Here is a 25,873-nt window from a genome sequence, read left to right as displayed (position 1 = left end):
TTCCAAAAAGCGCGTTGATAGAGGTGCTCAGGGATTGAATATTACTTGTTAGAGAATATTGGTTGAAAGTATTGGTGTATTGAGCATCGTAATATTTACCATAGAACTTCCATGCCAGCCGGTATGATTTTTTGAAATCGGATCAGCTGCCGCCGGTTGCCCTCGAAATGATTGCCTGGATCGTGCCATCTGCCCGCATGGCTTCCAGGACCGCATCCATATCTTCGATGAATTGGCCGGACGTAATGCCCGTCCAGTGCTGGCTGTAGCCGACGTGGACGGTTTCAGCGCGGATCCGCGCCACTGGACGGATTTTTTCAAAAGCTTGCTCTGAAAGGACGTTGTTCACCGTCACTTCGTCTTGCACATAGCAGTCGGCCCGGCCGAGTTCCAGAAGCCGGAGGTTCTGTTCTGTCGTCTGTTCCTCAATAAGATCAATCTTTCTCTCTGCCACCATTTTCAAGAACGCATCGCCCGGAGTGGCGAAGCCGGCATTGTTGGTGAATCGTAATCCGGCATAGTCGTCCGGGTAGACCCAGTTTGCAGCATTAATGCCTTCCCGGCAGAAAACAGTGATCTGGTCGGTGATGAAGGGGACGGAATAGCGGTGGATCCATGGCCGCTGGGACGGAGTGTAGTAGGAGCCGATCAGCCCGTGGGCCCGTCCTGTCTCCACCAGGAATTTGGCGCGCTGCCAAGCGCTGGCCGTGATGCTGATGTCATAGTCCGGCAACCTTGCGGCGGCGGCCCGGAGGATGTCCGTGTATATGCCCGCTGCACCCTCGTTATCGCTGTACATGAAGGGGACAAAGTCGGAGTCTTGAACAAGGAGGACTGTCAGCCGCTCTTCAGCCGCTGCCATGGCCGTTGAAATCCAGAAGATGGCGCATGCCAGGATCCGGCGGAATCTAGTGCCATTCATGATCATTCAATCGGGCAAACCTCACATCCGTTTTGTGTTGTCAGTCTAATCCAGCCGCGTTTCCGCTAAAAGAAGTCAGCTGTTGCGCAGGCACTGTCTGCAAGCTTGAGTGGAGTTCTTTCAAGATTAACCGCAATATCCTTCTAGGGTGTTACCGCTACGTCAAATGCATGGTAGGCTTGTCATATGCAATTGCTTGTCTGACCTCTTGGTATGCCTGTTCTTGGTTTTATGCTCTTCTTGGTTTGGGGGTTTGCGCCCGTTGCCGCCCTGGCAGCGGAACCGCCGCCTGTGTCTGTCCGCCTGGGGCTTCTGGGCGCGGGAGAAGAAGTCTTCGACTATGAAATCTCGGTCTTGAAACTTGCGCTCCGGCACAGTTCAAGACCGGCGGAGCTGGAAGTCGAAGTCCTTTCGATGCCGCAGGAAAGGGCGTTCATCGAGCTGGAAAACGGCCGCGCCTCCTTCAACGTTTTTGTCAGCGGGTTCTCCGCGGACCGGGAGGCGCGATTTGGTCAGATCGACGTGCCTTTAAGCCGCGGCTTGCTGGGCCACCGGATCTTTGTCACCACTGAACCCAACCTTAAAACGTTGAGCACGATCCAGACCCTCGACGAATTGCGCGAATGGGCGGTGGTTGGCTCTGGCGAAGGCTGGCCGGATACAACGATCTTCGAGGCTGCAGGTTTTCAGGTGGAGAAAGCCCAATACGAAAATCTCTGGACCATGACGGCCCACAGCCGGATCAACCTCTTTAATCGCGGGATTCACGAGGCCTATGTCGAGATTGGCATACGCAAGCCGATATACGAGAACCTCACTGTCGATCCGAACCTGATGGTGCGTTATCCGTTCGACTACATGTTCTATGTGCGCCAGGGAGACAAGGAACTGGCCAGTCTGATCGAGGAGGGCTTGCTTGCGGCCTATGAGAGCGGGGCCTTTATGGACCATTTTTATGCGCACCCGATGATCCGCACAGTGGTGGAGGAAGCCAATCCTGCGGGACGGCGCATCTTTGATATTCCAAACCCTCTTATGACGGACCGGCAGCGGGCAATTCCGGACACATTTTGGCATAGGTTCTAGTGCCGGTATCTGCCGTCACCGCGCCTTGCAGTGTCAACTACCCGCAATGTAGCTGGCAACGATGCGGTCGACGGTGCCATCCTCTTTCATGTCTTTGATGGCCTGGTCCATCTTGTCGATGAAGGCATCGGCTTGCGGGCCGTTAAAGTGCTCCGAATAGCCGATATAGGCCGGTTCAACCGAGGCAATCGCAACAAGGTCCACCGTATTGATCCCCTTGGCGCGCATCAGGATTTCGGTTGCCAGCCGTTCCACCACATAACAATCGATCCGCCCAAGGACCAGTTTGCTGAGGTTCTGCTCGGTCGTTTGGGCTTCTTCCAGCTTGATGGTGCCCTGATCAACCATTTCAAAGAACCGCGGACCGGGGGCCTTGTAGCCCGTGACATTGCCGAACAGCAGGCCCTTGTAGTCGTCCGGATAAATCCAGCCCGGTTGTGCGATATCCTTCCGGCAGAAAACGGCGACTTCTTCGCGGAACAGGGGTTCCGACCATCTGCGGATCCATGGCCGCTCATGCGGCTTGTAATATGAGCCGACCAGTCCGTGGGCCGCGCCCTTTTCCACCAGAACGGTCGCGCGGGTCCAGGGAACCGCTCTCAGTGTTGCGGAAGCCGCGTTTGTCCGGCGGAGGGCTTCACGAATGACAGCGGCATAGACACCGTCCGGCTCGCCTGTGGTCACGGACATGTAGGGCGGGTAGGCGTTGTCTTGTACCAATATGATTTCGTCGTCAGCAGCGGCGCCGCCGCCACCGGCAAGACTAAGCCCGGCCATCAGTCCTGTCACAATGGCGCGCAGCCGCTGCCAAACCTGTTTGCGCATGAGTTCTCTGTCGTTTGTGGCGTCGCAAGACCCTAAGGATCATAGGTTTACTTTGCGGTAAACGCTATGAACCAGAAGGAGCAAAACGCCCGACTAAACTTTGCGCCCGATAAAGAGAGCGGCGCACAAACAGGTGCGTTCTATTGCGGAAGCGGTACTGAACAGACCATTTGGGTGTGCTGTGAATTGATCCAGCAATTGGGCGGCAAAGGCCCTGCCGGCAGCGGATAGTAATAATAAACCGGCGGCTTGTTGGCATTGGCAATGGCCGCACCGGTCGCAACCCCGGCCGCATAGGCAGCTCCCGGATGATAATAGGGGCCATAGGGCGGGTAGTAGGGATGATAGGGGTGGTGAGGATGATGCCAGGCCCGGCAGCGCGGGTCTTGTGGAGCGTGATAACAATAGGGGCCGTAGGGCTCAAAACCAACTGAGCCTGGCGCGGCTGCCTGCGCAGACCGTCCGTGGTGCGGGCGCCCCGCCCGGTCGATGAAAAGAGCAACGCCGGTCGCCTGATCCGGCAATTCTCCGCGCAGGACTTTCACGCCGTAGACAACCGACGTCCCATCCATTTGGGCTGAGGTCAGTTCCACCAGGGCCGGTGCCTTGTCCGTGTTGCTCAAGACGCTGACCACGGCATTGGGCGGGCTGTCCTTAAAACCCTCGTCCGAATCCCAATAGGAGGCAAAATCCTGATTGGTCAGCTGGCCGCCAACGCGGTAAGGCCGGTCGCTGAAATAGAGCACACCGGTGGTCGCATCGCTCAAGGTCATCGCCTTGCCATCAAACGACATGCTGCCGGCCTGCTGCACAAAGTCATATGTGGGCGGCGGGGCAGGGTTCTGCGGGTCAGGGGCCGCGGTCTGCGCCATTGCGGGCGCACTCAGCGCTGCCAGCAGGGCGGCGCCGGCGGCAGCACGTTTCAAGGTGTCTCGGGTCAGCACGTTTTTCCTCCTCCAAAAGATGAGCATCAGCTGCAGCGATCTCACTCCCCAATAAGAGCGGCAAAAAGGCAGCTGCATGACAAATTGCTCATGATCCGGACGTACTGAACCCGAAACAGGCCCTTGCCGCGTTGCGCACGGCATGGGCAATTGGCTGCGCAATTGCGGGGAAGGCTCTGGTCAGAGCGTGGAGACCGGCGGTCCGAGGGTCACGACCCAGGTGTCGACATCCGCTCCGTTGTACTGAACCGCGTTGACCAGAGGTCCCGAGCCGAGCCGGTCACTATAAGGGATCGAGTAGACCTCGTTGCCCGATGCCCCATAAAGCACGTTCGCATAGGTGTTGTAGTAGGCATGGTCCGGCTGGATATCCGCAAAGGCCTTGACCGGTGCCAGCTCCCACCACTGGCAGCTTTCCATGTCTTTCAGCGCTGTTGTGTGGCCTTCGGGCACATAGGAGCTGTTCAGGAAGCCCATCAGCAGGCCGGACGAGATTTCCCCTACCGCGAGCCGCTGCGTGACCCCATAGGCGCCCTGGGAGCCGAGCCCGATGGACTGCATGTAGGTTTCAAGCGCAGTCCAGCCGCCCGAAAATGTGACAGACTCGCTCGGGACCTGGCCATAGAGCGTGTAATTGTAGTTATCAAGGTCGGCCGCCGAGATCGCAACGGTACAGTTTTGAAATGTTTGACCAGTGGAAGACGCCCCGCCATAGGGCGTCACCGTGGTGGTGATGTCGCCGCTCATCTGGATCGACCCGTCTGCCGCCGTCGTCGCAACCAGGTTCAAGGTGAAATTGTAGTTCGTCGATCCCGGTCCCCCGGCTGCCGGCACATTGAAGGCGTTGTTGTTGACGATTTTCGTTGTCTGTCCGGTTGCAGCAACGGATTGGACGTAATCGATGAGGGATGGGAACGGGTTGGTGTCCGAGGGCGCAAAGGATGACGGGCCGATGATCCGCACGATGCTGGAGCCGGACGTGATGACCGAGGCGGGATCACTGTTTGTCAAAGCCTTCAATTGAGCGGCAATGGTGGCCGTATCCTTGGTGTACTGCACATGCTGAAGTTTCGTTCCGGATGTGCCGCCCGTATAGCTTTCGATTCCCATCGGGGCGGTGAAATAGTTGATTGCCGTCATGTCGCCCTGATCGCCGGGGTTGCCCGTGCGTGTCAGTTCAAATGGCTGGAACGGCGTGTCATAGTCGGTGCCGCCGGACCCGATGAAACTCGGAGCGGCGGTCTTGGATTGAAGCGCCGCACCGTAGGACACGTAAAAGATCCCGCTCGACAAGGTGGTCACGGTGAGGCCCTTGCTGCCAATCGTTTTGAGGCTGACCGGGACCGACATGATGTCCTTGGGATCGGAAAAGGAAACCGGCGTGCCGTCGGAGAGCGTCACATTGACGGAGGAGGCCGTTCCAGGGGGCACCTGGATGGAGATGTAGACATCTTCGGCGTTGAGTTGAGTCTGGTTCTGGAATTGAACATTTAGGTTTTGAGCCGTCATCGGGATCTCCCAGAAAGTGTGTTGGCAAGATATGCACGCTCCTTGGGTAGGACGCCGCGCGTGAGCCCCGTGTGAAATCCATAGCCGTCAATGGGACTCGCTGACCCATCAGAGCGGCAAGGAGGATCCATCAATTCAATTTGCTGGTCGCGCATTCTTGATGGCGTTAGGAAGACCCAGGCGAATATGGAGAGTGAAATGGCCGAGCAACTCGGGCTTTTGGGCAAGGACGTAACGATGACCCGGAAGTTCAAGGTCACGGGCCGGGTCGACGGCGTCTATCAAACGACGCGCCCGGAGGATTTTCAAACCGCCAAGGTCGATGCGCTTGAGGTTACGTTCGAGGGAATTCCCGGTGACCGTCATGGCGGACATACCCGCAAATCCGGTGGCCGTGAGCCCTGGTATCCGCGCGGCACCGAAATGTGCAACGAACGGCAGATTTCGATCCTCTCGGACGAAGAGTTGCATCAGATCGCCGCGCGCATGGACATCCCGGAGCTCAAGTCCGAATGGATCGGCGGCAACATCCTGCTGTCCGGAATTCCGCAGCTCAGCTTGGTGCCGCCGCGCACACGGCTTGAGTTTGAAGGCGGTGTGGTCATCCGCATTGACGGGGACAATGTCCCCTGCCGGATTGCGGGCACCGGAATTGCCGGGAACTTTCCCGGCCGCGAGGGATTGGACCTTCTGTTTCCAAAGGTTGCCCGGCGCTTGCGCGGCCTTGTCGGCTTTATAGAAATACCGGGCATCATCCGGGCAGGTGAAACTGCCACGGCGCATATTCCCGAGCAGTGGGTCTACCAGCCGGAGTGAGGCGGCGGCCGCTCTGGTATGAGCGGCCGTCCCTGGGCCTCATATCTGTGCGCCCGCTGATTTGCTGCCCTGGTCCGGCCGCCGCCGCCCAGCCTGATCCGCGATGCATTCCCTAACGTAAACTTTTGGCCGGACGCCAATCGGCGGCAAGACCGTTGGCGTTTGGGGGCGGGGGAAACCCGGTTTAGGGAAGGAGACCAAGTCATGAAGTCAAGCTGGCGCATATTTGCAGTTACGGCCGCTGCGGTTCTGCTCACGGGGGGCGCCGCTCATGCGGGGGATACGCCGTCGCCTGATGGGGCGAAGGTTTACATCATCAATGTACAGGAGGGGGATACCGTTCAAAGCCCTGTGCTGGTCCAGTTCGGTCTGTCCGGCATGGGCATTGCGCCTGCCGGGGTCGAGGACATCCCCGACACCGGCCACCATCATCTGCTGATCAATGACACGCTGGACCCGTCAGAATATGACGACGTTATTCCGGCAGACGACAATCACCGGCATTTTGGCGGCGGGCAGACCGAAGCCTCCATCGAATTGCCGCCGGGCCAGCACACTTTGCAGCTTGTTCTGGGCGACTGGAGCCACATTCCCCACGATCCGCCCGTTTTTTCCGAGCCGATCACCGTGACCGTCGAATGATGTGAGGCGGCGGGGCACGGCGCCCCGCCAACCGGTCAGCATCGCGTGCCTGAAACTCAATCAGTCGCCCTTTTTCAAGGTTTCGAACAACAGGCCCTTTGCGGAACGGTCAGGAAAACCTGCCCAGTAAGTGTGCTCAGGCTTTTGTGTTCCGTCGTCGCCCCTGGCGTAAACGCCGTCTTCTGCATTCGGAATGAGATCCAGGTAGTCCGCCTTGGCCGCATCCTGCTTGATGTGAAGGTCTAAGAAGGCGGTCGCAAAATGCTGCATGATGTTGTTCATGCGCACGGTGTCCCAAACCGCATCCGCGTAATGTTCGAACGGCGCCCAGCCAAGCTTGCCGCTGATGGCATAGGATTCGGCCGGCGCCGGCATGGGCGCGGCAGCATTGTGGTTGGCACTGACAAAGGTCAGAAGATGCCGCTCTGTGCCCGTACTCTCTTCGAAGATCTTCCTTATGCCGGTCTCGTATTCTGAAATATCATCAACGCTGCCGGCGACATAAAGCGCTGGAACGCGCACGCCACTGAGAACATCGGCATCCCAGAAGTCGCGGTTCCGGCCCCAGGGGCCGATCGCGATGATGGCCTTCAGGCGCGCGTCCAGAAGTGCTTCATGGTCCGGGCTTCCAGCCTTGTGCATGCCCAGAAGGCCGTCCGGAGCGCCCCATTCATAGCCGATGGAGACATCGGTCACGCCGCCGCCTGCTGAGATGATGGCACCATAGCCGCCCATGGAATACCCGATCAGCCCGGTCCGGCTGGTATCGACAAGGCCCTCCAGCAAGGTGCCGGGCTCCTTGGCGAGGCGCTCCAGTTCGTTCAGCACGAACATCTGGTCGAGTGGCCGGTTTACCAGGGTCGAGCCGAAGGCGGCCTGGTCCTGATAAAGGGAATCCGTGTGATCGACCGACGCAACCACATAGCCCTTGGAGGCGAGGTTTTCTGCCAGATGGCTCATCAGAAAGCGGTTGCCGGGATACCCGTGCGAGACAATGACGAGCGGGTAGGGCGCATCGGTCTTATCGGGCGCAACATTGTCTGCGGACAGGCCGATGATGTCGGCCTCGGTCTCACCATCCCTGAGAAATACCCGCATGGGGGTCGGGGCATTGTGGTCTTCCGAAGGATAGAAGATTTCCACCGTCAGGCCGCGGTCATAGCGCTCCGGCGTCTGGTCCGCAGCAATGCTGACAATGTCATACTGATCGGGATTGGTGAGTTCGATGGTGAACCGGCCGACACCATGCGGACCGGGCGCTGCCAGTTCCGGCGCGTCCGGGCGGAGTATATCAATGCGATTGTCTGCCATGGCTGTCTCAGAAAGTGAAACGGAAGCAAGAACCAGGGTTGCAAGACGTGACGATGCGGGCAGGATCCGGGTCAAACCCTTGCTAAGATAAGAAATCATATGCGCCTCGAAGTTGTAATCCTTCCGGGAGTGAACCGGACAGGTAGAGGGCCTGTCAAGAATGACAAGGTTTCGACAGGTTACGGATCGTGCGGATCAAGGCGGATCTGGGATCCCCATTCGGACAGGATTTCGTTCATATCGTCGATGACGAAAAACCGTGCGGCATCCCGGTCATAGCCATCATCCAGAAGCGCATCATAATCGGTGAGTTCATGGCGGATATGGGTGGTTCCAGCCTGCCACACGGCGATGGAGGCTGGCAAATGGCGAAGATGGCCGGACAGGGCGACGGCGAGGATCGCCTCGGCATCATGCATTGGAACGCGCGGAAAGGCCTGACGTAATGCCTTGCGCATGTCCTTCTGCCGTTTGGTGCCGCCTGCCATTGGGTGTCCCGTCATTGCCGGTTGCCCGAAACCGGTAGACCGGCGCAAGATGGTTGGCCGGTCAGCGTGAGGCGTGCAACAATATGGTCGTATCAGCTTGGGAGGAGAACGCATACCCTTCCACAAGACCTGTCTCGTTGGCCGATGCCGCCAACGCGTCGAACGGCATGGGCTTGCAGAAAAAGTATCCCTGGCCGAAGCGGCAGTCCAGACTTTCCAAAACGGCCACCTGATCGGCGGTCTCGATCCCCTCGATGACACACACAAGGTTCATTGACCGGCACAGGTCCATGATCGATGTGATAACGCCGCGCGCGACTGTGTCGTCAATGCTGGCAACAAAGCTGCGATCAATCTTTACGCAATCAATCGGAAGCCTGTGCAGATAGCCAAGGCTGGAATATCCGGTGCCGAAATCGTCGAGCGCTATCCGGATGCCGGCCTCGCGCAGCATGGCGAAGCTGACGGCGGCCGCGTCATAACAACCGATCACCGAAGTCTCGGTGATCTCGACGGTGATCCGGCGCGCATCGATACCGTGCTGTTTGATTGCCGCGATCAGTTCAACAACGGTTGCGATGGAAGAGACATCCTGCGCCGACAAATTGAAGGACAGGCGCAGGGACCCCGGCAGCGCCATAATCTGGCGGACGGCCTTGTTGAACAGGCAAAGGGTCAGCGGCTGCATCAGCCCCGTGCGTTCGGCAATCGGAATGAACATGTCCGGTGAGACCCGGCCCAGAACCGGACTGTCCCATCTCGCCAGCGCTTCGAAGCCGATGATCTTCTGCTCCGGCAAGGCCATGATCGGCTGGAAATGCACCTCGAATTCGGCGTCCATATCCGCATGCTGCAGCGCGCTTTCAATCGCCCGGTCTGACCGGATCTGGTTTTCATGCTCGTGGGAATAAAGCGTCACGCTGCCGCGATGGGTGGTCTTGGCGGTGTAGAGCGCGTAGTCGGAATGATCGAACAGCACATGGGAGTTTGTCCCGCCGTCCGGGTAGAAGGCAATGCCGCAAGAGGCGCCGATCGTGACCTGTAAATCGCCGACCTTGTAGGGCTGGCGCACGGCATCACAGATCTTCTGCCCGACAGCTTCAGCTTCTTCCGGGTCTCCGGTAAAGAGAAAGCCGAATTCATCGCCGCCCAGCCGGCAAATGTGGAGGTCCGGCCCCATCAGCTGCTTCAGCCTGTCGCCGACAGCTGCCAGCAGCTGGTCGCCAAGCTGGTGTCCATGCGTGTCGTTGATGGGTTTGAACCGGTCGAGATCGACGACACCGACCGCGAAGGCCGCCCTGGTCTCCTTTACGTCTTCGATATGCTTGTCGACCCGTGCAAAGAAATACCGCCGGTTGGGAAGGTCAGTCAGGGCGTCGGTTTGGGCCAGCCGCTCGTTTTCGGCAGCCAGCAGCTCGGTTTCTTTTTGTTTGGCGGCAAGCGCTGTTTGTGAGCGGATTAATTTGCAGAACCCGGCATAGCCGCTCAAAAGCACCTGCAGGATCACCAGGCACACCAGAAAGATGTTCATGGCGATGGCAATGTAAACGTCCTGGTTCTGTCCGATGTAATGGACCAGATAAGGAATGGTCACGATGAGCATCACCATGATGGCCGCCTGGGGCAGGTTCATCAGGCAGAAAATGCAGCCGATCACGGTGATCGCAATGAAAAGAGCCACGTGCCCGCGCTCGGCTGGTCCGCCATAACTGTCGAGGCTGAGCGACCACGTGATGTAAATGACGGAGACGAGGCTTGCCAGGATCACCGTCTTGCGCATCTTCCGGATGGCGTCTTCTGGACCCAGAACGACATTGCGCGCGGAAATCCAGGTCAGCATTCTGTAGGTGGTGAACAAGAGGATCGGTGCCAGGACCCCGACGGTCAGATAAAAGGGCGCGGCCGAATAATGGGTGTAGGAAACCGCAATGGCATTGACCATGAGGAGCGCATACAGCGCAGGGATCTGAAATTTCAGCTCGTTATATTGAGCTTGTGCGATCTCCGGATGCCGGGGATCAATCATCATCCAACGCGCAAAGTTTCGGATTTTTTTCATTTTTATCCTCCGGCCCTTTTATGTGTCTTAAGGGAAGAGTATAAATGAATAGTTATATCATGACTTTAGATTGTAGTGACGAATATTGAATTTCCGAATTCTATACTTGTCCCAAAGGCAGATTGTTGCAGGTTTTACGCGATATATTACGGCTGCGGTTTCAGCTGTGCGAAGCGCCCAGCCTAGGCCCGGATCGCGGTCCGGCAGCCGCGGCCTCTGGCAACGAGACCTGTTTTTTTATATGTACTTAGCTATATTTACGGATATGGCTGACCGGACTCGAAGCTCCTTTTGAAGGTCTTGAAAACCGAAGTCACCGCGACCGCGGCGGATCTTTCGGGGCGGCCAAATGTGCCATCTTTTGCCGGACCGGGTGCCGTTGTCTCTATCGTGGACCACCGCGCTGATGCCATAATCGACGTCCGGCGGACCGACTGCCGGTAAAATCCTGTTTTCAAGGAGGTGGCTTTTGCCCCTTGCTCGCCAATTCTGGGCAACGGTCCTCGACCGGTATTTCAAGCCGTTTGAAACGCATTTGAAGCCGCTTGATCTGCCGGTCACACCGCTGCCGGCCGATGGCCCTGTTCGGCTGATCCTGCATTTCGCGCGCATGTTCCGCACCCAGCTGATCACCATTTCGGTGCTGGCGATGATCTCATCCGCTCTGGGTCTCACCGGTATTTGGGCAATCGCCTATGTGGTTGACGGTGTGACGTCGCAGGGCGCGGTCCCGTTTTTGGAAGGCCATGTCTGGTTTCTGGTGGCGATCTTTGCCGCCTTTGTCGTGCTCGATCCAATCGTCTTCCTGTTGCGTCAGACATTTGCCTTCCAGACGGCGCGGATCCTGCTGCCGGCCGCCATGCGATGGCAGGCCCACAAGGCGGTGGAACAGCAGGACATCGCTTTCTTTGAAGATACATTTGCCGGTCAGGTTGCCTCCCGCATCGGCCAGGTGACCATGTCTGTCCACCGCCAGATGATGCTCGCCATTGAGACGATCCCGTTTCTGGTCATCCAGTTCGCCGGGGCGTTTTTCCTGCTTTTGGCACTCGCCTGGCCACTTGCAATTCCCGTCTTCGTCTGGATTGCCGCGAATTGTGCAATCGCATGGGCCGCGATCCCGACCTACATGCAGCGGTCACAAAAGGTCGCCGCAGCCAATTCCCGCGCGACCGGCGCCATGACGGATGTCTATTCGAACATTCAGATGGTGAAGCTTTTCGCAGCAGAAGATTCCGAGGCCGGGGCGATCCGCAAAGTGATCGGTGAGACCATCGACACGCGCCACAGCGAGAACCGTGCCTACATTCTCACAGACAGTCTGGTTTACACGTCCAATGTCCTGTTGATGTTTGCCGTCATTGCAATCGGTTTTTGGGGGCTGACACGCGGTCTGGTGTCCATCGGTGATTTCGTGGCCGGGATCACCGTGACCCGGTCGCTGGCGGCGGCTTCTTCCAGTTTCATCGGGGTTGGCCAGTCGATCACGTCCACGCTTGGCACGATCAAGGATGCCATGCCGATCATGACGTCGCGGCCGCAAATAAAGGACAAGGCTACAGCGGCCGCCTTGCCGGGCGTTCAAGGGGAAATCCGGTTCGACAAGGTGTCCTTCACCTATCAGGAGGACCGGGAGCCGGTCCTGACCAACTTTGATCTCAGTATCCGGGCGGGCGAACGTGTGGGCCTTGTCGGGCTGTCCGGCGCGGGCAAGTCGACAGTCATTGCCCTGCTTATGCGCTTGCGGGATGTGTCGGGCGGACGGGTTTTGATTGACGGGGTGGACATCCGTGATGTGACCCAGGCCTCGCTGCGCCGCCAGATTGGCGTTGTAACCCAGGATATCGCCCTTCTCAACCGCTCGATCCGCGACAATATCCGCTATGGCAATCCCTCGGCCTCCGACGATGAAATCCGCACGGTGGCAGAGGCGGCGCAAGCCTGGGAGTTCATATGCGATCAGAAAGACAGCAAGGGCCGAACCGGTCTGGATGCGCATGTCGGGGATCGCGGGGTCAAGCTGTCGGGCGGCCAGCGCCAGCGGATTACAATTGCCCGTGTGCTCTTGAAAGACGCGCCGGTATTGATCCTGGATGAAGCGACGTCCGCGCTCGACAGCGAGGCGGAACAGGCGATCCAGCAGAACCTGTCGGCAATGATGGCGGGCCGCACGACCCTTGCCGTTGCCCACCGCCTGTCCACCATTGCAGCGATGGACCGTCTGGTCGTGATGGACAAGGGCGACATCGTTGAAGAAGGCCCGCATCGGGAGCTCCTGACCCGCGGCGGTCTCTACGCGCGGCTTTGGGACCGCCAGTCCGGCGGCTTTCTTGCCGCCGACGCGGCGGAATAGAATTGGTTGAATCGCGCTTGAAGTGTATTCTTGAAGTGTATTCTTGAAGTGTGCCACTTTTTTTGGTGAAGCGCTTGATTGGTTTCGCTTTTGGCAATTGTTTTTTTTCCAATAACTCTAGTTCGGAGCAGTGTTTTGGACCTAACTATTCTTGAGATTTTAGGAGCATCCGGGGCAAATTTTTTGCTTTTTTCGGCTGTGTTAGCCTTCTTTTGGAAGGCGGATAATGCTCTTTCACTAGAAGCCAAATCAGATTTGTCACAATATTTACTGAAGATTGAAATGGAGAGGGGTATTTCAAAAATAAACAATTATAATATAGTGCAAAACGTAATATTTTGGTTGTTTGGGATGAGAATAATTTCATTAAGAGGGTTTATTGTTGTAATATTAATAAGTATTATTTCTTTTTTTTATTTAATGTCTTTTTATGTGGCATTTCCGAATTTTTTGAAAGTGCCAAGCGACGAGTGGCGTCTGTTTTTTAGTGAGTTAAAAAAGAGAGGTGGCTTGTCCTTCGTGATGCCAATTTTCGGCATGTTAGGAGTTGTGTCGATATGTAGTGTTTTATCGTTAACTTGCACAAAGGTGTCATTAACAAGAACTCGCCGCTTTTATTCTTTTGCGACTATGAATGTGTTGCTTCTTATATTTGTTTTATTATTTCCATTCTTGTGTGCGTGGTTGTGGCGTGTTTTGCAGGACGGGGCTGTGGTTGTTGGGCTGCACATGCACATCTATAACGGGATTCAATATACCTTAGTCGCCGATGGGGCTTTGTCTGCTTTTGCGGTTTTTGTAACAGTGATTTTTATTCCATTTATCCTGGCCTGTACGATTTCGTTTTGTGTTTCATTTGCAGAATTATTGTTGAAATTCGCACCTCTGCTGAAGAAAATTCTGTATGTGCTTCCGGTGAGAGAGACACCACTACGGTCAATCGGTATGTTAACAGCGCCTTTTATATGGTTAATCGCTGCAGTATTTTTTTGACGAGCGTAAATACTTATCTCGCCAAAGGAACCTGCACTTCGTTGCGGCGGAACGGGGGCAGGGTGAAGGGATCATTGAAATAGGCATAGACGGGCGGGCCGGATGGCGTGCGGCCGGTTCTTGCCAGGTAGTCCTGTAATTCGCTCAAGTGGCGCTCGAAGTTGCTGTCGGTCCAGCGGCCGGAGAAGGTGATCGCTGCAACCTCCTTGCCCGGAACGGTAATCCGCTTGATCCGGTCATCGACCGGGCGGGGCGCCGTCTTGGCAGTGTATTTCGAGGGTAGATAAAACGCCACCTGCCATGACCCGTCTGCTGAAGCGGACTGTGTGACCGGCGCGGTCATGGAGATCTTCTGCGACGCAGTTTCCTGGCGGACCGGAGCCGTCATGGAGACCTTTTCGCTGCCCTCATTGGCGCCGGAAATGTAGTCGAACAGGATGCGGAAAGCCTTACGCGTGGCAGCGCCCCTGGTCCCGGTCACCGTGACTTCCACGGCGGCCATCGGCTCATATCTGCGGATCTCAATGGCGCCTTCACTGGCGACCACCTGATAGGACGGCTGCTCCAGGCTGGCGGCCGCACGGGTGAACACTGCCGTCGTGGCGATCACCACCCCGGCAAGAAGTAGGACCGTCAGGAAAAGCATGGTTTTGAGGGATTTGAGAGATCTGATCATGCGTCTGATATGGCGCGCAACCGCCATCTGGCCAGTGCCGGAAACCGCGTCTTTCCACTCTGCGGCTGGCGGAAGGTCTTGTCTGCCCCATGTGCTGTATCAGAGCCACGCCGCAACGGGCCGGACACAGCAGATGGGCAGACAAGAGCATCGGGCGTTTAATTTAAAACGCCCAAAGATGCTCGATCACTCCATATTCGATCAGCTTTGGGCGGTAATTCGGGTCCGATTTAACGCCCGCTGATCTCGGAAAGGAAACGGAATTGGTAAGAGCGAACCACGCACGTGAGGGACTTTGGCAACCGGCTTACCGCGTTCTGGACAAGGACGGGACATTCGAGCTCAGGGAGTATGACGCCGCATATGCCGCCCGGATCGTGATTGAGGACAGCCGCGCAACGGCAACGCGCGATGGCTTTAACGCGCTCTACCAGTATATTTCCGGAAACAACAAGGACGGTCACCGCTATGATATGACCGCGCCTGTGCTTCAGTCGACAAATGCGGGGCCGCAGTATCTGGAGGCCGTGTTAGCCGAAGACTTCAACGCTGTCCAATCCTGGACATTGACCTTCCATTTGCCGCCGAAAATAGGGATCGAAAGGGCCTCACCACCCCTTGATGCAAGGGTGGATCTTGTGGAGCTTCCCGCTGGCAGGGTTGCCGTTCAAAGCTTCTCCGGTGCCTGGTCAGACCGCAATTTCCAGTCCGCTGCGCAGGAAGTGGAAAACAAGATGGCCGCGCGCGGGGTGCAACTGTCAGAAACGCTTCTGATTGCCTTTTGCGATGCACCGCAGGTGCCGCCGGCCCTGCGGCATACCGAAATCCACATGCCCCTAAAAGGAGGCAAACTCTAGAGACACCTGAGCAGCGGTGGTCAGGCGACCTCAGCCGCCATTTGGAGGCTGCATGCTCTGCTGACAGCCTCTGCCGAGATGTTGTGGACCGTCAGGGATGCCGTGCTGAAATCGTCGCCGGCCGCGTTTTCACCGGGAAATGCGATGGCCGGGAGACCGGCAGAAACCGCGGCTGTCAGGCTGGCTTCCGTATCCTCGATTGCCACGGCTTCCATTGCGCTCAGGCCCAGCTTCGTCAGAGCGTATTGGTAGACATCAGGCGCGGGTTTCACAGCGGTAATATTTGATGCATCGCAAATGATGTCGAAGTCCGCAGCGCCGATCATCGGGGCGAGGGCGTCAAGCAGCTGGTCAATGTTTGCCCGGCTCGTGGTGGAAACCAATCCGGTTCTGATACCCATTTGGCGGGCCCAGGCGAGTGTTTCGGCAACGCCGTCCCGCGGTGCAAGAACATCACCATCCAGCAACAGATGATAGATCCGCGTCTTGGACGCGTGGATCGCTTTTGCGTCAACCGCAATCATCTCCGCCCGTGCGAATGCTTCGATGCGGTTGATCCCGCCGGGCGTGCGCAGCAATGCTTGGTAAAGGGGCTGATCCCAAACCCAATCCAGCCCGTGCGCAATGAATGCCTGGTTGAAAGCTTGCCGCTGGAGCTCACTGGTTTCCGCCAGTGTACCAATCGAACCAAACAAAACTGCTTTCGGGTAAGTCATGGGTCGCGTGCTCTGTCCTTTTAATGACTACGGTGCGGCCGGCTCCTTGGATCTTGTTTGACGCGGTTGGCACCGGCGCCAACCATCGCGCGTCTTTGCGGTGAACATGTATTGCTGATCGGAACCAACACTGGCCCGAGGGTGTCGCCAGGGTTGAATAGACGCAAATATACCCGGCATTTTTGTAGTCTCTTAACGCTGAGTACACACATTCACGCCTTAAAATGACGTAGCGGAAAATATCCAGCTTCGGGTCTTGCCAATGAAAATATCCAGTCGCGGCCGGCATACGCTGCAGTTTCACCTAAGCGTTGTGTTCTTGATTCTTGTTCTGTCGGTTGGAACATTAATTGGCTGGCTGGCCTATTCGCGGATGAACACGGTCATAACCGAGGCATCTGCGAACCTCTTTAACTTGACAAGCACGGAGGCTGTTGCCGGTCTGGGGCGCCTTTACGCCCCTGCCGAGCTGGCCGTCGAAGTGATCGCCCGCCAGGAAATTGTCCGCGCAGAAACCCTTGAGGAGCGTCTTGCAAACCTTCCGCCGATCGCCGGTTTCCTGGAGCAGGCCCCCAGTCTGTCATCGATCTATGTCGGCTATGACGATGGCGACTTCATCATGCTCGCACCAACCCCAGACGAGGTTTCAAGGCGGTCCTTCAGCGCGCCTGACGAAACCGCCTTTGTTGTTCAATCCGTTGAACGGGACGTCGGCATGGAGCCACGTGGGCGGTTCGTTTTTCTTGGCCCGGACATGGAACGTCTTGGCGAAGACGAGCGCCAGAGTTTTGCAGCATATGATCCTAGAATCCGGCCCTGGTTCGAGCGGGCCCAAGCCGCTAACGGGCAAGTCAAAACATCGCCTTATGTTTTTTTCACAAAGCGGAACCTCGGCCAGACGGTTGCCTTGAAAGTCCCTGGCACCAGCGCGACAGTGGGCGTCGACATAACGCTTAATACGCTCGCAGAGACCTTGCGGCGGCAGCGGGTCACCGAACATGCCGAACTGGCCGTATTTGGCCGCGATCTCGGCATGATTGCGCATCCTGACGAGACCAAGGTGGTGGAAATGCGGCCACCGTCTGCCACCGGAGGCGCGCCGGAGCTCGGGCGGTTGTCGGCCGTCCAGCTTTACGGAACGTCCTTGCCCGATGTGGCGAAAGCCGCCGTTGAAGCCGGTGTGACAAGCGCTGACGATAAAACGCTGACAGACCGGTTGAGCATCCATGGCGAACCCTGGCGGGTGCAGGTATCCCCCCTGAAGATCCGCGGGTCCACGCCCTATTATCTCGCGATTGCCGTTCCAGAAGCGGAACTGATGTTCCATGCGCGCGAGCTCCTCCATCAAGGGGCCATCGTGATCGGAGCCGTTCTGCTGATCGCGATCCCGATCACGATGACGGCGGCCCGGCTGGTGTCCAAACCGGTCCGGGCCTTGTCCGCCGAGGCGGAGAAGATCCGGCGTTTTGATTTCAGCGATCCGATTGAGGTCAACAGCGCGATCATCGAAATTGATGATCTGGCCAGTTCGATGCATGGCATGAAATCGGCGATCCAGCGGTTCCTGGATATCAACGATACGATTTCAGCCGAGAAGGACTTCGACAGACTGCTCCATACGCTCCTGCGCGAGATGGGCGGTATCGTGGGGGCGGAACGCGGCGCGATTTACCTCATCTCCGATGACCTGACCTATTTGCAGCCGGCTGCCGTTATGGACGGGGCTCCCCAATCCCTGTCCGCCCACGCGCTGGAGGCGCTGCCTGGACCTTTCCGCAAGGCGTGTGAGGACCGGCGCGCCTATGCGGCTCCGGTGAGCGGCGAGGATCTTTCCATTTGCGGCGGGGATCCGTCGGCCGCCGAAAACCCCGACCGGAATGCCGTCATCGTGCCGTTGTTCAACCGGACCGGCATCCTCATTGGCATGATGGCTCTGGTTCGCGAAGAACTAGGGGATGGATCGCTCGTGCGGTTTGTCGACGCGCTGTCCGGGGCAACGGCGGTTGCGCTGGAAACACGGCAGCTGATCGCTTCGCAAAAGGCCCTGTTCCAGGCCTTTATCCGCATGATCGCAGACGCCATCGACGCCAAGAGCCCTTACACCGGCGGCCATTGCGCCCGTGTGCCCGAACTCACCAAGATGCTCGCGGAAGCCGCGCATGATGCTGATACCGGCCCGTTTGCCGACCTCAAGCTCTCAGAAGATGACCGCGAGGCGATCCACATCGCCGCATGGCTGCATGATTGCGGCAAGGTCACAACGCCGGAATATGTCGTCGACAAGGCGACCAAGCTAGAAACGCTTTACGACCGCATTCATGAGATCCGGATGCGGTTCGAGGTGTTAAAGCGGGACGCCTGGATCGCCTATTGGGAAGGCGTTGCCAATGGCGGTGACCGCGAGGCGCTGGCGGAAAAACGCGACACGGAACTTGAGGGGCTTGATGCCGATTTCGCCTTTGTCGCGGAGTGCAACGAGGGCGGCGAATTCATGTCGCCGGACCGGGTCGAGCGGCTGCAGGACATTGCCGGCCGGACCTGGACCCGGACCCTTTCAGACCGGATTGGCATAGGCCGTGAAGAACTGAACCGGAAGAATGAGGTGCCTGAGCCCGGTTTGCCGGTCGACGAACCGCTTCTGGCTGATAGGCCCGAGCACATCCTGAAACGCCGCCCGGATGATCTGTTTACGCCCGACAATCCCTGGGGCTTCAAGCTGGACCAGCCGGAGCACCTTTATAACCGGGGCGAACTTTACAATCTGTCGATTGCCCGTGGCACCCTGACGGACGAGGAGCGCTACAAGATCAACGATCATATCGTGCAGACAATCATCATGCTGTCGCGCCTGCCGTTCCCGCAGCACCTGCGCCACGTGCCGGAGCTTGCCGGCGGGCACCATGAAAAAATGGACGGATCTGGTTACCCCAAACGCCTTACCGGTGCACAGATGACGCCGGTGGCGCGGATGATGGCGATTGCCGATATATTCGAGGCCCTGACCGCCGCCGACCGGCCCTACAAAAAGGGCAAGACCTTGTCGGAAGCGCTCAAAATCATGGGCTTCATGGTCAAGGATGGCCACATTGACGGAGACCTTTACGACCTGTTCCTAACGTCCGGCGTGTGGCGTGACTATGCCGCGCGCTTCATGAAGCCAGAACAGGTCGACGACGTCGACATAGACACCTTCCGGCCAAAAGCTTCCGCCGCGGCTTGAACCCTCCCGTTCAAACGTCCGTCAGCTCATCGTTGCCCGCCGCCACCGTGACCAAGCAGCTGCGGGGGGGCGCAAATTCCTGGCGGGCCTGGACGCAGATGCTGACCGGAGCAACTTCCACTCCGACAAAACCGTGCCGGTTCTGTCTGAGTGGCAGAAATTTCTCTAAAGCTGTTCGTTCAGGAAAGAGGTAAAGGCGCCCCAGCTCGCCAGATCGGCCCGTTCCTGATATCGGTTTGACCCGAAAACGGTGAAGGCGTGCGGCGCCCCTGAATAGACCTCAATCGAATAGGTCGTTCCGGCGCTCTCCAGCTCTTTGGCCAGGGTGGCGACGTCATCCAGGGTGATGGAAGTATCTGCGCCGCCATGCAACACAAGGACCGGAGGCTCATCACCGGTCCAGGACTGCCCTTCCGGCGTGGACAAACCGCCATGGAAGCTGGCATAGCCGGTGGCCATTCCGGACATGTCGCTGCGTGCCATCTCAAGCGACACAGCCCCGCCGAAACAATATCCCATGACGACCATCTGGGCATCGCCGGCGCGCTGTTTCGCCTGGTCGACACCTGCCTGGATAAGCGTGCGCATGCGCTCCCGGTCCTGGTACAACGCACCTGTTGCCGCCCGGCGGTGATCGACGGTCTCGGTCGGCGTGTCGTTTCCGAACATGTCCAGTGCAAAGGCGCTGTAGCCCATCTCGGCCAGCATGTCGGCGCGCTTGCGCTCATAGTCGGTCATGCCGTCCCAGTCATGGACAATGAGCACCAGGCCCTTTGGGGTCTCAGCTTCTGCGAAATAGCCGGTAAAGGCTTCACCATCGACTTCATAGGCAACGTCTTCGGCAAGCGCGGGCGCTGACAAAAACACGGAAGCCAGCAACAAAGATGTCAGGCGCATGGATATTCCCCTCATCTATTGGTCTTTCAGGCCGATCCGAAAACCCGCCGGTCAATAACGTTACGGCACATGGGGCAGGGGCACGTATTGGCAAGCTCAGCTAGGCCGCCTTGCAGGAGTTGCGAGGAGGTTGAGGCAGCTGACTACGGCCTAGGAGTTTGAATACCTTGCGGAGATTGTCATCAAGGTGCCATCCGCCTGCATCTCTGACAGTGCCTGGTCGAGCAGGGCGATTGTTTCCGGCGATAGGTGCCGTCCATACATGAGCCAGTGGTGATATGTATGGAACCTGGTCTTTGCCAGTTTAACGTTCCCGCCTTGCCATTTTGTACTCAGAAGATATCCGAGACCGAGGCTATGATAATAAAATGCCTCAAGGCGCCCGATTGAGACGAGCCTTATTCCTTCATTTGGCGATGTGACCTTGTAGAAATCTTGAGTTCCAGGAACCTTTTGTTCCAGAAAACGGGTGATGTTTGCACCTAACACCACTCCGACCAGTGGCCGAAAATCAGCTAAATCCTCGAAACTTTCGGGCGGGTCTTGTTCAGAGGAACTCAGGGCGATGAGATGAGCCACTTCATAGATGGGGATTCGGCTGAAGATGAATTTGCGCTCCCGCTCGGCATTGGCAGCGGCACCGCAATCGATATCGGAATTACCCTGTTCCAGATTTGCAAGCATGCGCCGCCGCGGCGTGAAGGCCGCTGGAAAGTCAAACGCAACTTGGCCCTTTAAGCGCCGTTCGAGCTCGCGGTAGATATCGGGGCATATGCCGTGCGCGTCACCGTTTTGGAGGATGTACTTCGGCTGCGTATCCTGAAAATCAACGCGTAGCTTGATCACAGGATCTGCAGAACCCTGCGGCACGCTGAGGATCGCCGCAGCTGCCGCAGTAAAACCGAATGCGGCCGCCTGACGCGCGATCCGTCTTGCGAAACTCAAAGCCACAGCCTTCTCCTGAATCGCAGGCCAACGCCGCGCGAGAGTACCGCGTGCTGCAAAAGGCCGAAAGTGACAGGAATGACAAGGCGTAGGATAGAGTAATTCAAGTAAAAATTGAGACGCTTATTAAATTTTTAACCCTTTGCCTAAAGCGAAAAGAAATTTTCAGGATGCCACTTAACCGATGGGAGCAGGTAAGTGGTTTTAGAATACTGCGTTTTTCTTTCAGGGGGTGCTGAGATCTGTCATGATGCCATTTCTTCAAGCAGTTTTTGACTTGCAGCGCCCGGTTTGCCGCCAAGCGGGGCGATCCAGCGGTACAGAACGGGGATCAGGAACAAGGTAAAGATGGTGGCAAAGCCCAGTCCGCCGACCACGACCCAGCCGACAGCCATGCGCGCTTCGGCCCCGGCACCTGATGTCAGGATCAGCGGAAGACCGCCAAACACCGTGGATATCATGGTCATCATGACCGGACGCAGCCGCAGCCGGACGGCCTCACGGATGGCCGCATCGACAGGGTGCCCCTGTTCCCTCAGCTGATCGGCAAACTCCACGATCAGGATGCCGTTCTTGGCCATCACTCCGATCAGCATGACAAGTCCGATCTGGCTGTAGTAGTTCAAGGTGCCGCCGGTCAGCGTGATCGCCATCATGGCGGCCGCAAGTCCGAACGGTACGGTCAGCATGATGATGAGCGCGGACATAAAGCTCTCGAATTGAGCGGCAAGCACCAAGAGTACGATCAGCCCGGCAACCGCGAAAATGAGATAGGTTCCGCTCTTGCCGGATTCCAGCTCAGCGGCTTCGCCGAGCAGGGTTACACTAACGCCATCCGGCAAAGTGGTAGCCGCCAGGTCCATCATCCGCGCCACAGATGCACCAAGGCTCACCCCGTCCGGCAGGTTGGCGTTTATTGAGATCGCCAGCGCCCCATTCTCGCGGGCGAACGAAGACTGGGCCAGGTCGGTCGTAAACTGCGTGACTGAAGACAGGGGAATGATGCTGCCCGTGTCTGTCCGCGCGAAAACCCGTTCCAGGTCTCCCTGATCATTGACCGGTTTGCCGCCGACTTTCAGAACCAGGTCGACTTCTTCCCCCTTCAGGTAGACGGAGGTTGCGGTGATACCCTGTGTCGCGGCCGAAATCATGTCGGCCACGGTGTCCGGCTTGATCCCGAGTTCAAGGGCCCGGTCACGGTCGATGTCGACGCCGACCTGCGGCGCTGTATCATTTGACGAGAGCTGCGGATTGGCAAAGGAGGGATCAGCTTCCATGGCTGCGATCAGTGCATCCGCTCCCTCGGCCAGTTTCGCATAATCATTGCCGCTTACGGCAAATTTCAAGCCGGCACCGCCACCACGTATGCGAAGGGAGTTCGGCGTGTGCATCAGGACCTGGGATCCCGCCACCTTTTCCAGCTTCCCGTTCAGCTCTGCTCCGATTTCGGCCTGGCTGCGCGTCCGCTCGTCCCAGTCGGCAAGACGGACGACGACAAACGCCGTGGTCCCGCCACCGCGTCCGATCAACGACAGGACCGCTTCGATTTCGCCGCTGTCCTTATATGGTTCGAGAATGGCTTCAATTTCAGCGGCCTGCGCGTTCATGTAATCGTTGGACGCCCCGACGGGGCCTTTCACCATCATGAAGAACATCCCCCGGTCTTCCTGGGGGGTGAGGGTGCTGGTGAGCGTTTGCGAGGCACCGAACGCAAGGACGGCAAGGGCAAAGGCAATGCCGATGGCCAAGACCGGCAGCTTGATCGCACGGTCCACCAGATTGAGGAACAGGCGGGCCGCAAGGCTCTCCCTGCCGGTCCCGCTTTCGGCCGGCGCAGCCGCGGATCTGGCCTTGCGGGGACGTCCGGGATCCAGGATCGAGGCAAGCATCGGCACGAGTGTAAGCGCGACGATGGAGGAAATCGTCACGCAGAAGGCCAGCACAAAGCCGAACTCGGAGAAGACGCCACCCGCCTGACCGGGCAGAAACGAAATCGGCACGAACACAGCCGCAAGCGTCGCGGTTGTCGACAAGACCGCGAAAAAGACCTCGTTTGCACCGCTCACAGCTGCAAGCCGGGCACCTTCTCCGTCCTGGCGCCGCCGGACGATGTTTTCAACAACAACGATTGCATCGTCCACGACCATCCCGGCCGCAAGCACAAGAGCCAGAAGACTGATTGTATTGATGGAAAAGCCGACCAGCCAGATCGCGCCAAGGGTGCCCACCAGGGCAACCGGGATCGCCGCCGCCGGAATGAGTGTGGCCCGCCAGGAACGCAGGAACAGGAAGATCACCACCACGACAATGCCGATGGCCATCAGGATGGAGAGGGTCACTTCCTTGATGGACCCCTCGATGAAAATGCCGTCATCGGTCATGATGTCCAAAGAAACGCCGTCCGGAAGTTGCGTGCGCAGCTCTTCAACCGCGGTCCGCACGTCCTGGGAAATGGTCAGGGTGTTGCCCACGGACTGGCGGACGATATCGAGGCCGATCGAGGGCCGGCCATTGGACCTTGCAAAGGCATCGCGGTCCTCACCGGTCAGCTGGACCAGTGCGACATCGGACACATAGGTGGTGGCATTGATGCGCAGCCCGCCGATCAGTTCGGCTGAAACCTCGGGGCTGATGGCGCGCAGCACGGTCTTGTTTGCATCTGTTTCTACCGACCCGAGCGCGTAATCGTCGCAGGGACCCCAGCGTCGCGCTCACATCCTCCAGCGTCAGTCCCCTGGACAACAGCGCCGGCAAGAAGACTGTGATCCGGAATTCATCGGCCTGGGTTCCGGTGATGGTGATGTCTGCAATGCCCTCGATCAGCGAAAGCCTGTCGGAAATGCGGCCCTCGGCCAATTGCGTCAGGTCCGACAGGCTGCGGTTTCCGGACAGGGACAGCCGGATGATCGGGTCCGCATCCGCATCGCTCTTGCGCACGGTCGGATCGTCTATGTTGTCCGACAATTGGCGGACGGTTTGGGAAATGATTTCGCGGGCTTCGTTGGCGGCAATGTCCACATCGGTTCCGCTCGTCAGATCGAGCGTAATCCGGCTGTTGCCATAGCTTGACGTGGAAGAAATGGATTTCAGGCCGTCGAGGCCGCCGAAGGCATCCTCCAAGACGGATGTGACCTCCCTGTCGACCACATCAGCGGCTGCGCCCTCATAGGTGGTTTCCACCGACAGCGACGGCTGGTCAATATTGGGCATTTCCCGGACTTCGAGCCCGTTGAGCGCTGCAAGGCCTGCAATGATGATCAAGAGGTTGAGCACGAAGGCAAGGATCGGGCGGGCCACAAAAATCTGTGTCATGCCCTTGGAAGGCGGGGTCTTGTGTGTCATCCCGACACCTGTGCAGCTGTTGCGGAGGCGGGTTGGGCATCCGGTTCGGAAGCGTTTTCCGGTCCGGAACCTGACACGAAGACCGACGCACCGGGACGCAGTTTTTGAACCCCGTCCACGACCACGCGGGTTCCCTCATCCAAATCGCCTTCCACCCAGACCGTGTCATTGATCCGCTTGCGGAATGTCACCGGGAGGGGCTGGACGGTGCCGTTTTCCTCGATCCACACCTTGGTGCCTTCGCGTGACCAGGTCATGGCAAGGGCCGGAACGGCCGCAAGCGGCTCGCTGGTCTCCTCCATGAGAACGGCGAAGGTCATGCCGGGCCAAAGCGCCCCGTCCGGGTTTTCAATCGCGGCACGGACGGTGACGGTCCGTGTTGCCTCATCGATGACACTGTCAAACGCCGTGATCGTGCCCTGAAAGAATGCGCCCGGTTTGGACAGGGTCACCGCCTGAATTGGTTTTCCCGTCTCAAGGATCGAGATCGCCCGCTCGGGAAGTTCGAAACTGATCAGAATTGTTCCGGTGTCGTTGATGGTCACGATCTGGGTGCCGGATGACAGATAATCACCAGGCTCCAGATCGATGAGGCCGAGCTTCCCGCTGATCGGCGCGCGGATGGCCCGGCGGCTGAGCGTGTCCTCAGCCAGGGCAAGGTTTCCCTTGGCAACGGCAACTTCGGCATAGGCCTCTTTCATGGCAACGTCCGTCACCACACCGCTGTTGGCCTTCTGCAGCGAGACATACCGGTCCAGGCTGTCCTGCGCCTTGTCCAAATTGGTGAGCGCGATGTCGGCATTGATGCGCTCCACCGTGTCGTCCAGCTGGATCAGGATGTCGCCAGCCTCCACATCCGGGGTGCCATCCACCAGCACGTCCGTGATCTGACCAGAGACGTCTGAAACAAGGGAAACGCTTTTATTCGCAACACCGGTGCCGATCGCGCTGTAGGTATCCGTGTAAGGTTTGATCTCAATGGCAGCCGTCGTGACGTAGGTGGCTCCCGGTGCGCGCGGCATGCCCGGGCCGCCCGGAGCGCTTGTGGGTCCGCCTGGTTCGCCTTGTCCAGCTGAGACCTGCGGGGTGCCATCGGCAAGGCCAAAGCCGGGAAGGCCGAATTGAGAGAGGGCCGCAGCAGCAATAACGGCTATTGCGGCGGCGAGACTGACAAGGTGTTTCATGCTGGACTGCTCATTGGCCCTTGAGGGCGTGGGATTGGGCGCCTTGTCCGCCCGCAGCTGGCCAAACTCAAGTAATCAAGTTTGTAGA

General features: G+C 58.0%; 21 protein-coding genes. 7 read left to right on the top strand and 14 right to left on the bottom strand.

The annotated features are described in order from the left end of the window. Nucleotides 1-142 precede the first annotated feature (142 nt). The gene (locus tag E1180_RS01705; protein ID WP_196220497.1) at nt 143-922 is read right to left on the bottom strand and encodes a substrate-binding periplasmic protein; all 780 of its coding nucleotides are present in this window, start codon (nt 920-922) and stop codon (nt 143-145) included. A gap of 291 nt (nt 923-1,213) precedes the next feature. On the opposite strand from E1180_RS01705, the gene E1180_RS01700 reads away from it, so the two are divergent. Next, nucleotides 1,214-2,008: a hypothetical protein gene (locus E1180_RS01700; RefSeq protein ID WP_155189354.1), complete on the top strand. Its 795-nt coding sequence runs from the start codon at nt 1,214-1,216 to the stop codon at nt 2,006-2,008. A gap of 33 nt (nt 2,009-2,041) precedes the next feature. On the opposite strand, the gene E1180_RS01695 is transcribed toward E1180_RS01700, so the two are convergent. From E1180_RS01695 to E1180_RS01685, 3 genes are all read right to left on the bottom strand, one after another. After that, nucleotides 2,042-2,833, bottom strand: a complete 792-nt coding sequence (locus E1180_RS01695) for a substrate-binding periplasmic protein (protein WP_208996827.1) — start codon at nt 2,831-2,833, stop codon at nt 2,042-2,044. Between the two features lie 140 nt (nt 2,834-2,973). Further along, nucleotides 2,974-3,777: a hypothetical protein gene (locus E1180_RS01690; RefSeq protein WP_155189353.1), complete on the bottom strand. Its 804-nt coding sequence runs from the start codon at nt 3,775-3,777 to the stop codon at nt 2,974-2,976. 180 nt (nt 3,778-3,957) lie between these two features. After that, nucleotides 3,958-5,286 (bottom strand): hypothetical protein, encoded by a 1,329-nt coding sequence (locus tag E1180_RS01685; protein WP_155189352.1) that lies wholly within the window; start codon nt 5,284-5,286, stop codon nt 3,958-3,960. 198 nt (nt 5,287-5,484) lie between these two features. Between E1180_RS01685 and E1180_RS01680 the strand changes: the two genes are divergently transcribed. Next, a complete protein-coding gene (locus tag E1180_RS01680; protein WP_155189351.1) occupies nt 5,485-6,102 on the top strand; it encodes an MOSC domain-containing protein in 618 nt (205 codons plus the stop codon). Between the two features lie 204 nt (nt 6,103-6,306). Continuing rightward, the gene (locus E1180_RS01675; protein ID WP_155189350.1) at nt 6,307-6,744 is read left to right on the top strand and encodes a DUF4399 domain-containing protein; all 438 of its coding nucleotides are present in this window, start codon (nt 6,307-6,309) and stop codon (nt 6,742-6,744) included. Nucleotides 6,745-6,804: 60 nt separating this feature from the next. On the opposite strand, the gene E1180_RS01670 is transcribed toward E1180_RS01675, so the two are convergent. The 3 genes from E1180_RS01670 to E1180_RS01660 all read right to left on the bottom strand — a co-directional run bounded on the left by E1180_RS01670 (nt 6,805) and on the right by E1180_RS01660 (nt 10,602). Then, the gene (locus tag E1180_RS01670; protein ID WP_208996825.1) at nt 6,805-8,154 is read right to left on the bottom strand and encodes an alpha/beta hydrolase family protein; all 1,350 of its coding nucleotides are present in this window, start codon (nt 8,152-8,154) and stop codon (nt 6,805-6,807) included. A gap of 80 nt (nt 8,155-8,234) precedes the next feature. Then, on the bottom strand, nt 8,235-8,543 hold the full coding sequence (locus E1180_RS01665; protein WP_155189358.1) for a DUF2293 domain-containing protein: 309 nt from the start codon (nt 8,541-8,543) through the stop codon (nt 8,235-8,237). Between the two features lie 61 nt (nt 8,544-8,604). Further along, nucleotides 8,605-10,602, bottom strand: coding sequence for a putative bifunctional diguanylate cyclase/phosphodiesterase (locus E1180_RS01660; protein ID WP_155189349.1), 1,998 nt, complete (start codon nt 10,600-10,602; stop codon nt 8,605-8,607). A 469-nt stretch (nt 10,603-11,071) separates the two neighbouring features. Between E1180_RS01660 and E1180_RS01655 the strand changes: the two genes are divergently transcribed. Both E1180_RS01655 and E1180_RS01650 read left to right on the top strand, forming a co-directional pair. Then, on the top strand, nt 11,072-12,955 hold the full coding sequence (locus E1180_RS01655; protein WP_155189348.1) for an ABC transporter ATP-binding protein: 1,884 nt from the start codon (nt 11,072-11,074) through the stop codon (nt 12,953-12,955). A gap of 135 nt (nt 12,956-13,090) precedes the next feature. Next, entirely contained in the window at nt 13,091-13,948 is an 858-nt protein-coding gene (locus E1180_RS01650) for a hypothetical protein (protein ID WP_155189347.1), read from the top strand. Nucleotides 13,949-13,961: 13 nt separating this feature from the next. Here E1180_RS01650 and E1180_RS01645 read toward each other — a convergent pair whose 3' ends face one another. Then, a complete protein-coding gene (locus E1180_RS01645; RefSeq protein WP_155189346.1) occupies nt 13,962-14,624 on the bottom strand; it encodes an SOUL family heme-binding protein in 663 nt (220 codons plus the stop codon). Nucleotides 14,625-14,887: 263 nt separating this feature from the next. On the opposite strand from E1180_RS01645, the gene E1180_RS01640 reads away from it, so the two are divergent. Then, nucleotides 14,888-15,481 (top strand): SOUL family heme-binding protein, encoded by a 594-nt coding sequence (locus tag E1180_RS01640; protein ID WP_155189345.1) that lies wholly within the window; start codon nt 14,888-14,890, stop codon nt 15,479-15,481. A 20-nt stretch (nt 15,482-15,501) separates the two neighbouring features. On the opposite strand, the gene E1180_RS01635 is transcribed toward E1180_RS01640, so the two are convergent. Next, complete coding sequence (locus E1180_RS01635; protein ID WP_155189344.1) at nt 15,502-16,197, bottom strand: HAD family hydrolase; 696 nt, start codon at nt 16,195-16,197, stop codon at nt 15,502-15,504. A gap of 262 nt (nt 16,198-16,459) precedes the next feature. Between E1180_RS01635 and E1180_RS01630 the strand changes: the two genes are divergently transcribed. Continuing rightward, complete coding sequence (locus E1180_RS01630) at nt 16,460-19,417, top strand: HD domain-containing phosphohydrolase (protein ID WP_155189343.1); 2,958 nt, start codon at nt 16,460-16,462, stop codon at nt 19,415-19,417. 165 nt (nt 19,418-19,582) lie between these two features. Here E1180_RS01630 and E1180_RS01625 read toward each other — a convergent pair whose 3' ends face one another. The 5 genes from E1180_RS01625 to E1180_RS01610 all read right to left on the bottom strand — a co-directional run bounded on the left by E1180_RS01625 (nt 19,583) and on the right by E1180_RS01610 (nt 25,785). After that, nucleotides 19,583-20,314: a dienelactone hydrolase family protein gene (locus E1180_RS01625; RefSeq protein WP_155189342.1), complete on the bottom strand. Its 732-nt coding sequence runs from the start codon at nt 20,312-20,314 to the stop codon at nt 19,583-19,585. 150 nt (nt 20,315-20,464) lie between these two features. Then, a complete protein-coding gene (locus E1180_RS01620) occupies nt 20,465-21,265 on the bottom strand; it encodes a substrate-binding periplasmic protein (protein ID WP_155189341.1) in 801 nt (266 codons plus the stop codon). 239 nt (nt 21,266-21,504) lie between these two features. Further along, the gene (locus E1180_RS01615) at nt 21,505-23,904 is read right to left on the bottom strand and encodes an efflux RND transporter permease subunit (protein ID WP_208996821.1); all 2,400 of its coding nucleotides are present in this window, start codon (nt 23,902-23,904) and stop codon (nt 21,505-21,507) included. Continuing rightward, entirely contained in the window at nt 23,798-24,601 is an 804-nt protein-coding gene (locus tag E1180_RS22585; protein WP_208996819.1) for an efflux RND transporter permease subunit, read from the bottom strand. Before E1180_RS22585 ends, E1180_RS01615 begins: the two co-directional genes overlap by 107 nt. Continuing rightward, on the bottom strand, nt 24,598-25,785 hold the full coding sequence (locus tag E1180_RS01610) for an efflux RND transporter periplasmic adaptor subunit (RefSeq protein ID WP_155189340.1): 1,188 nt from the start codon (nt 25,783-25,785) through the stop codon (nt 24,598-24,600). Before E1180_RS01610 ends, E1180_RS22585 begins: the two co-directional genes overlap by 4 nt. Between the last annotated feature and the right edge of the window lie 88 nt (nt 25,786-25,873).

The organism is Roseibium denhamense (genome assembly GCF_009711415.1).
GTDB lineage: Bacteria > Pseudomonadota > Alphaproteobacteria > Rhizobiales > Stappiaceae > Roseibium > Roseibium denhamense.
The sequence above is the reverse complement of the archived record's forward strand: the minus strand, read 5'-3'. Positions and strand labels throughout refer to the sequence as shown.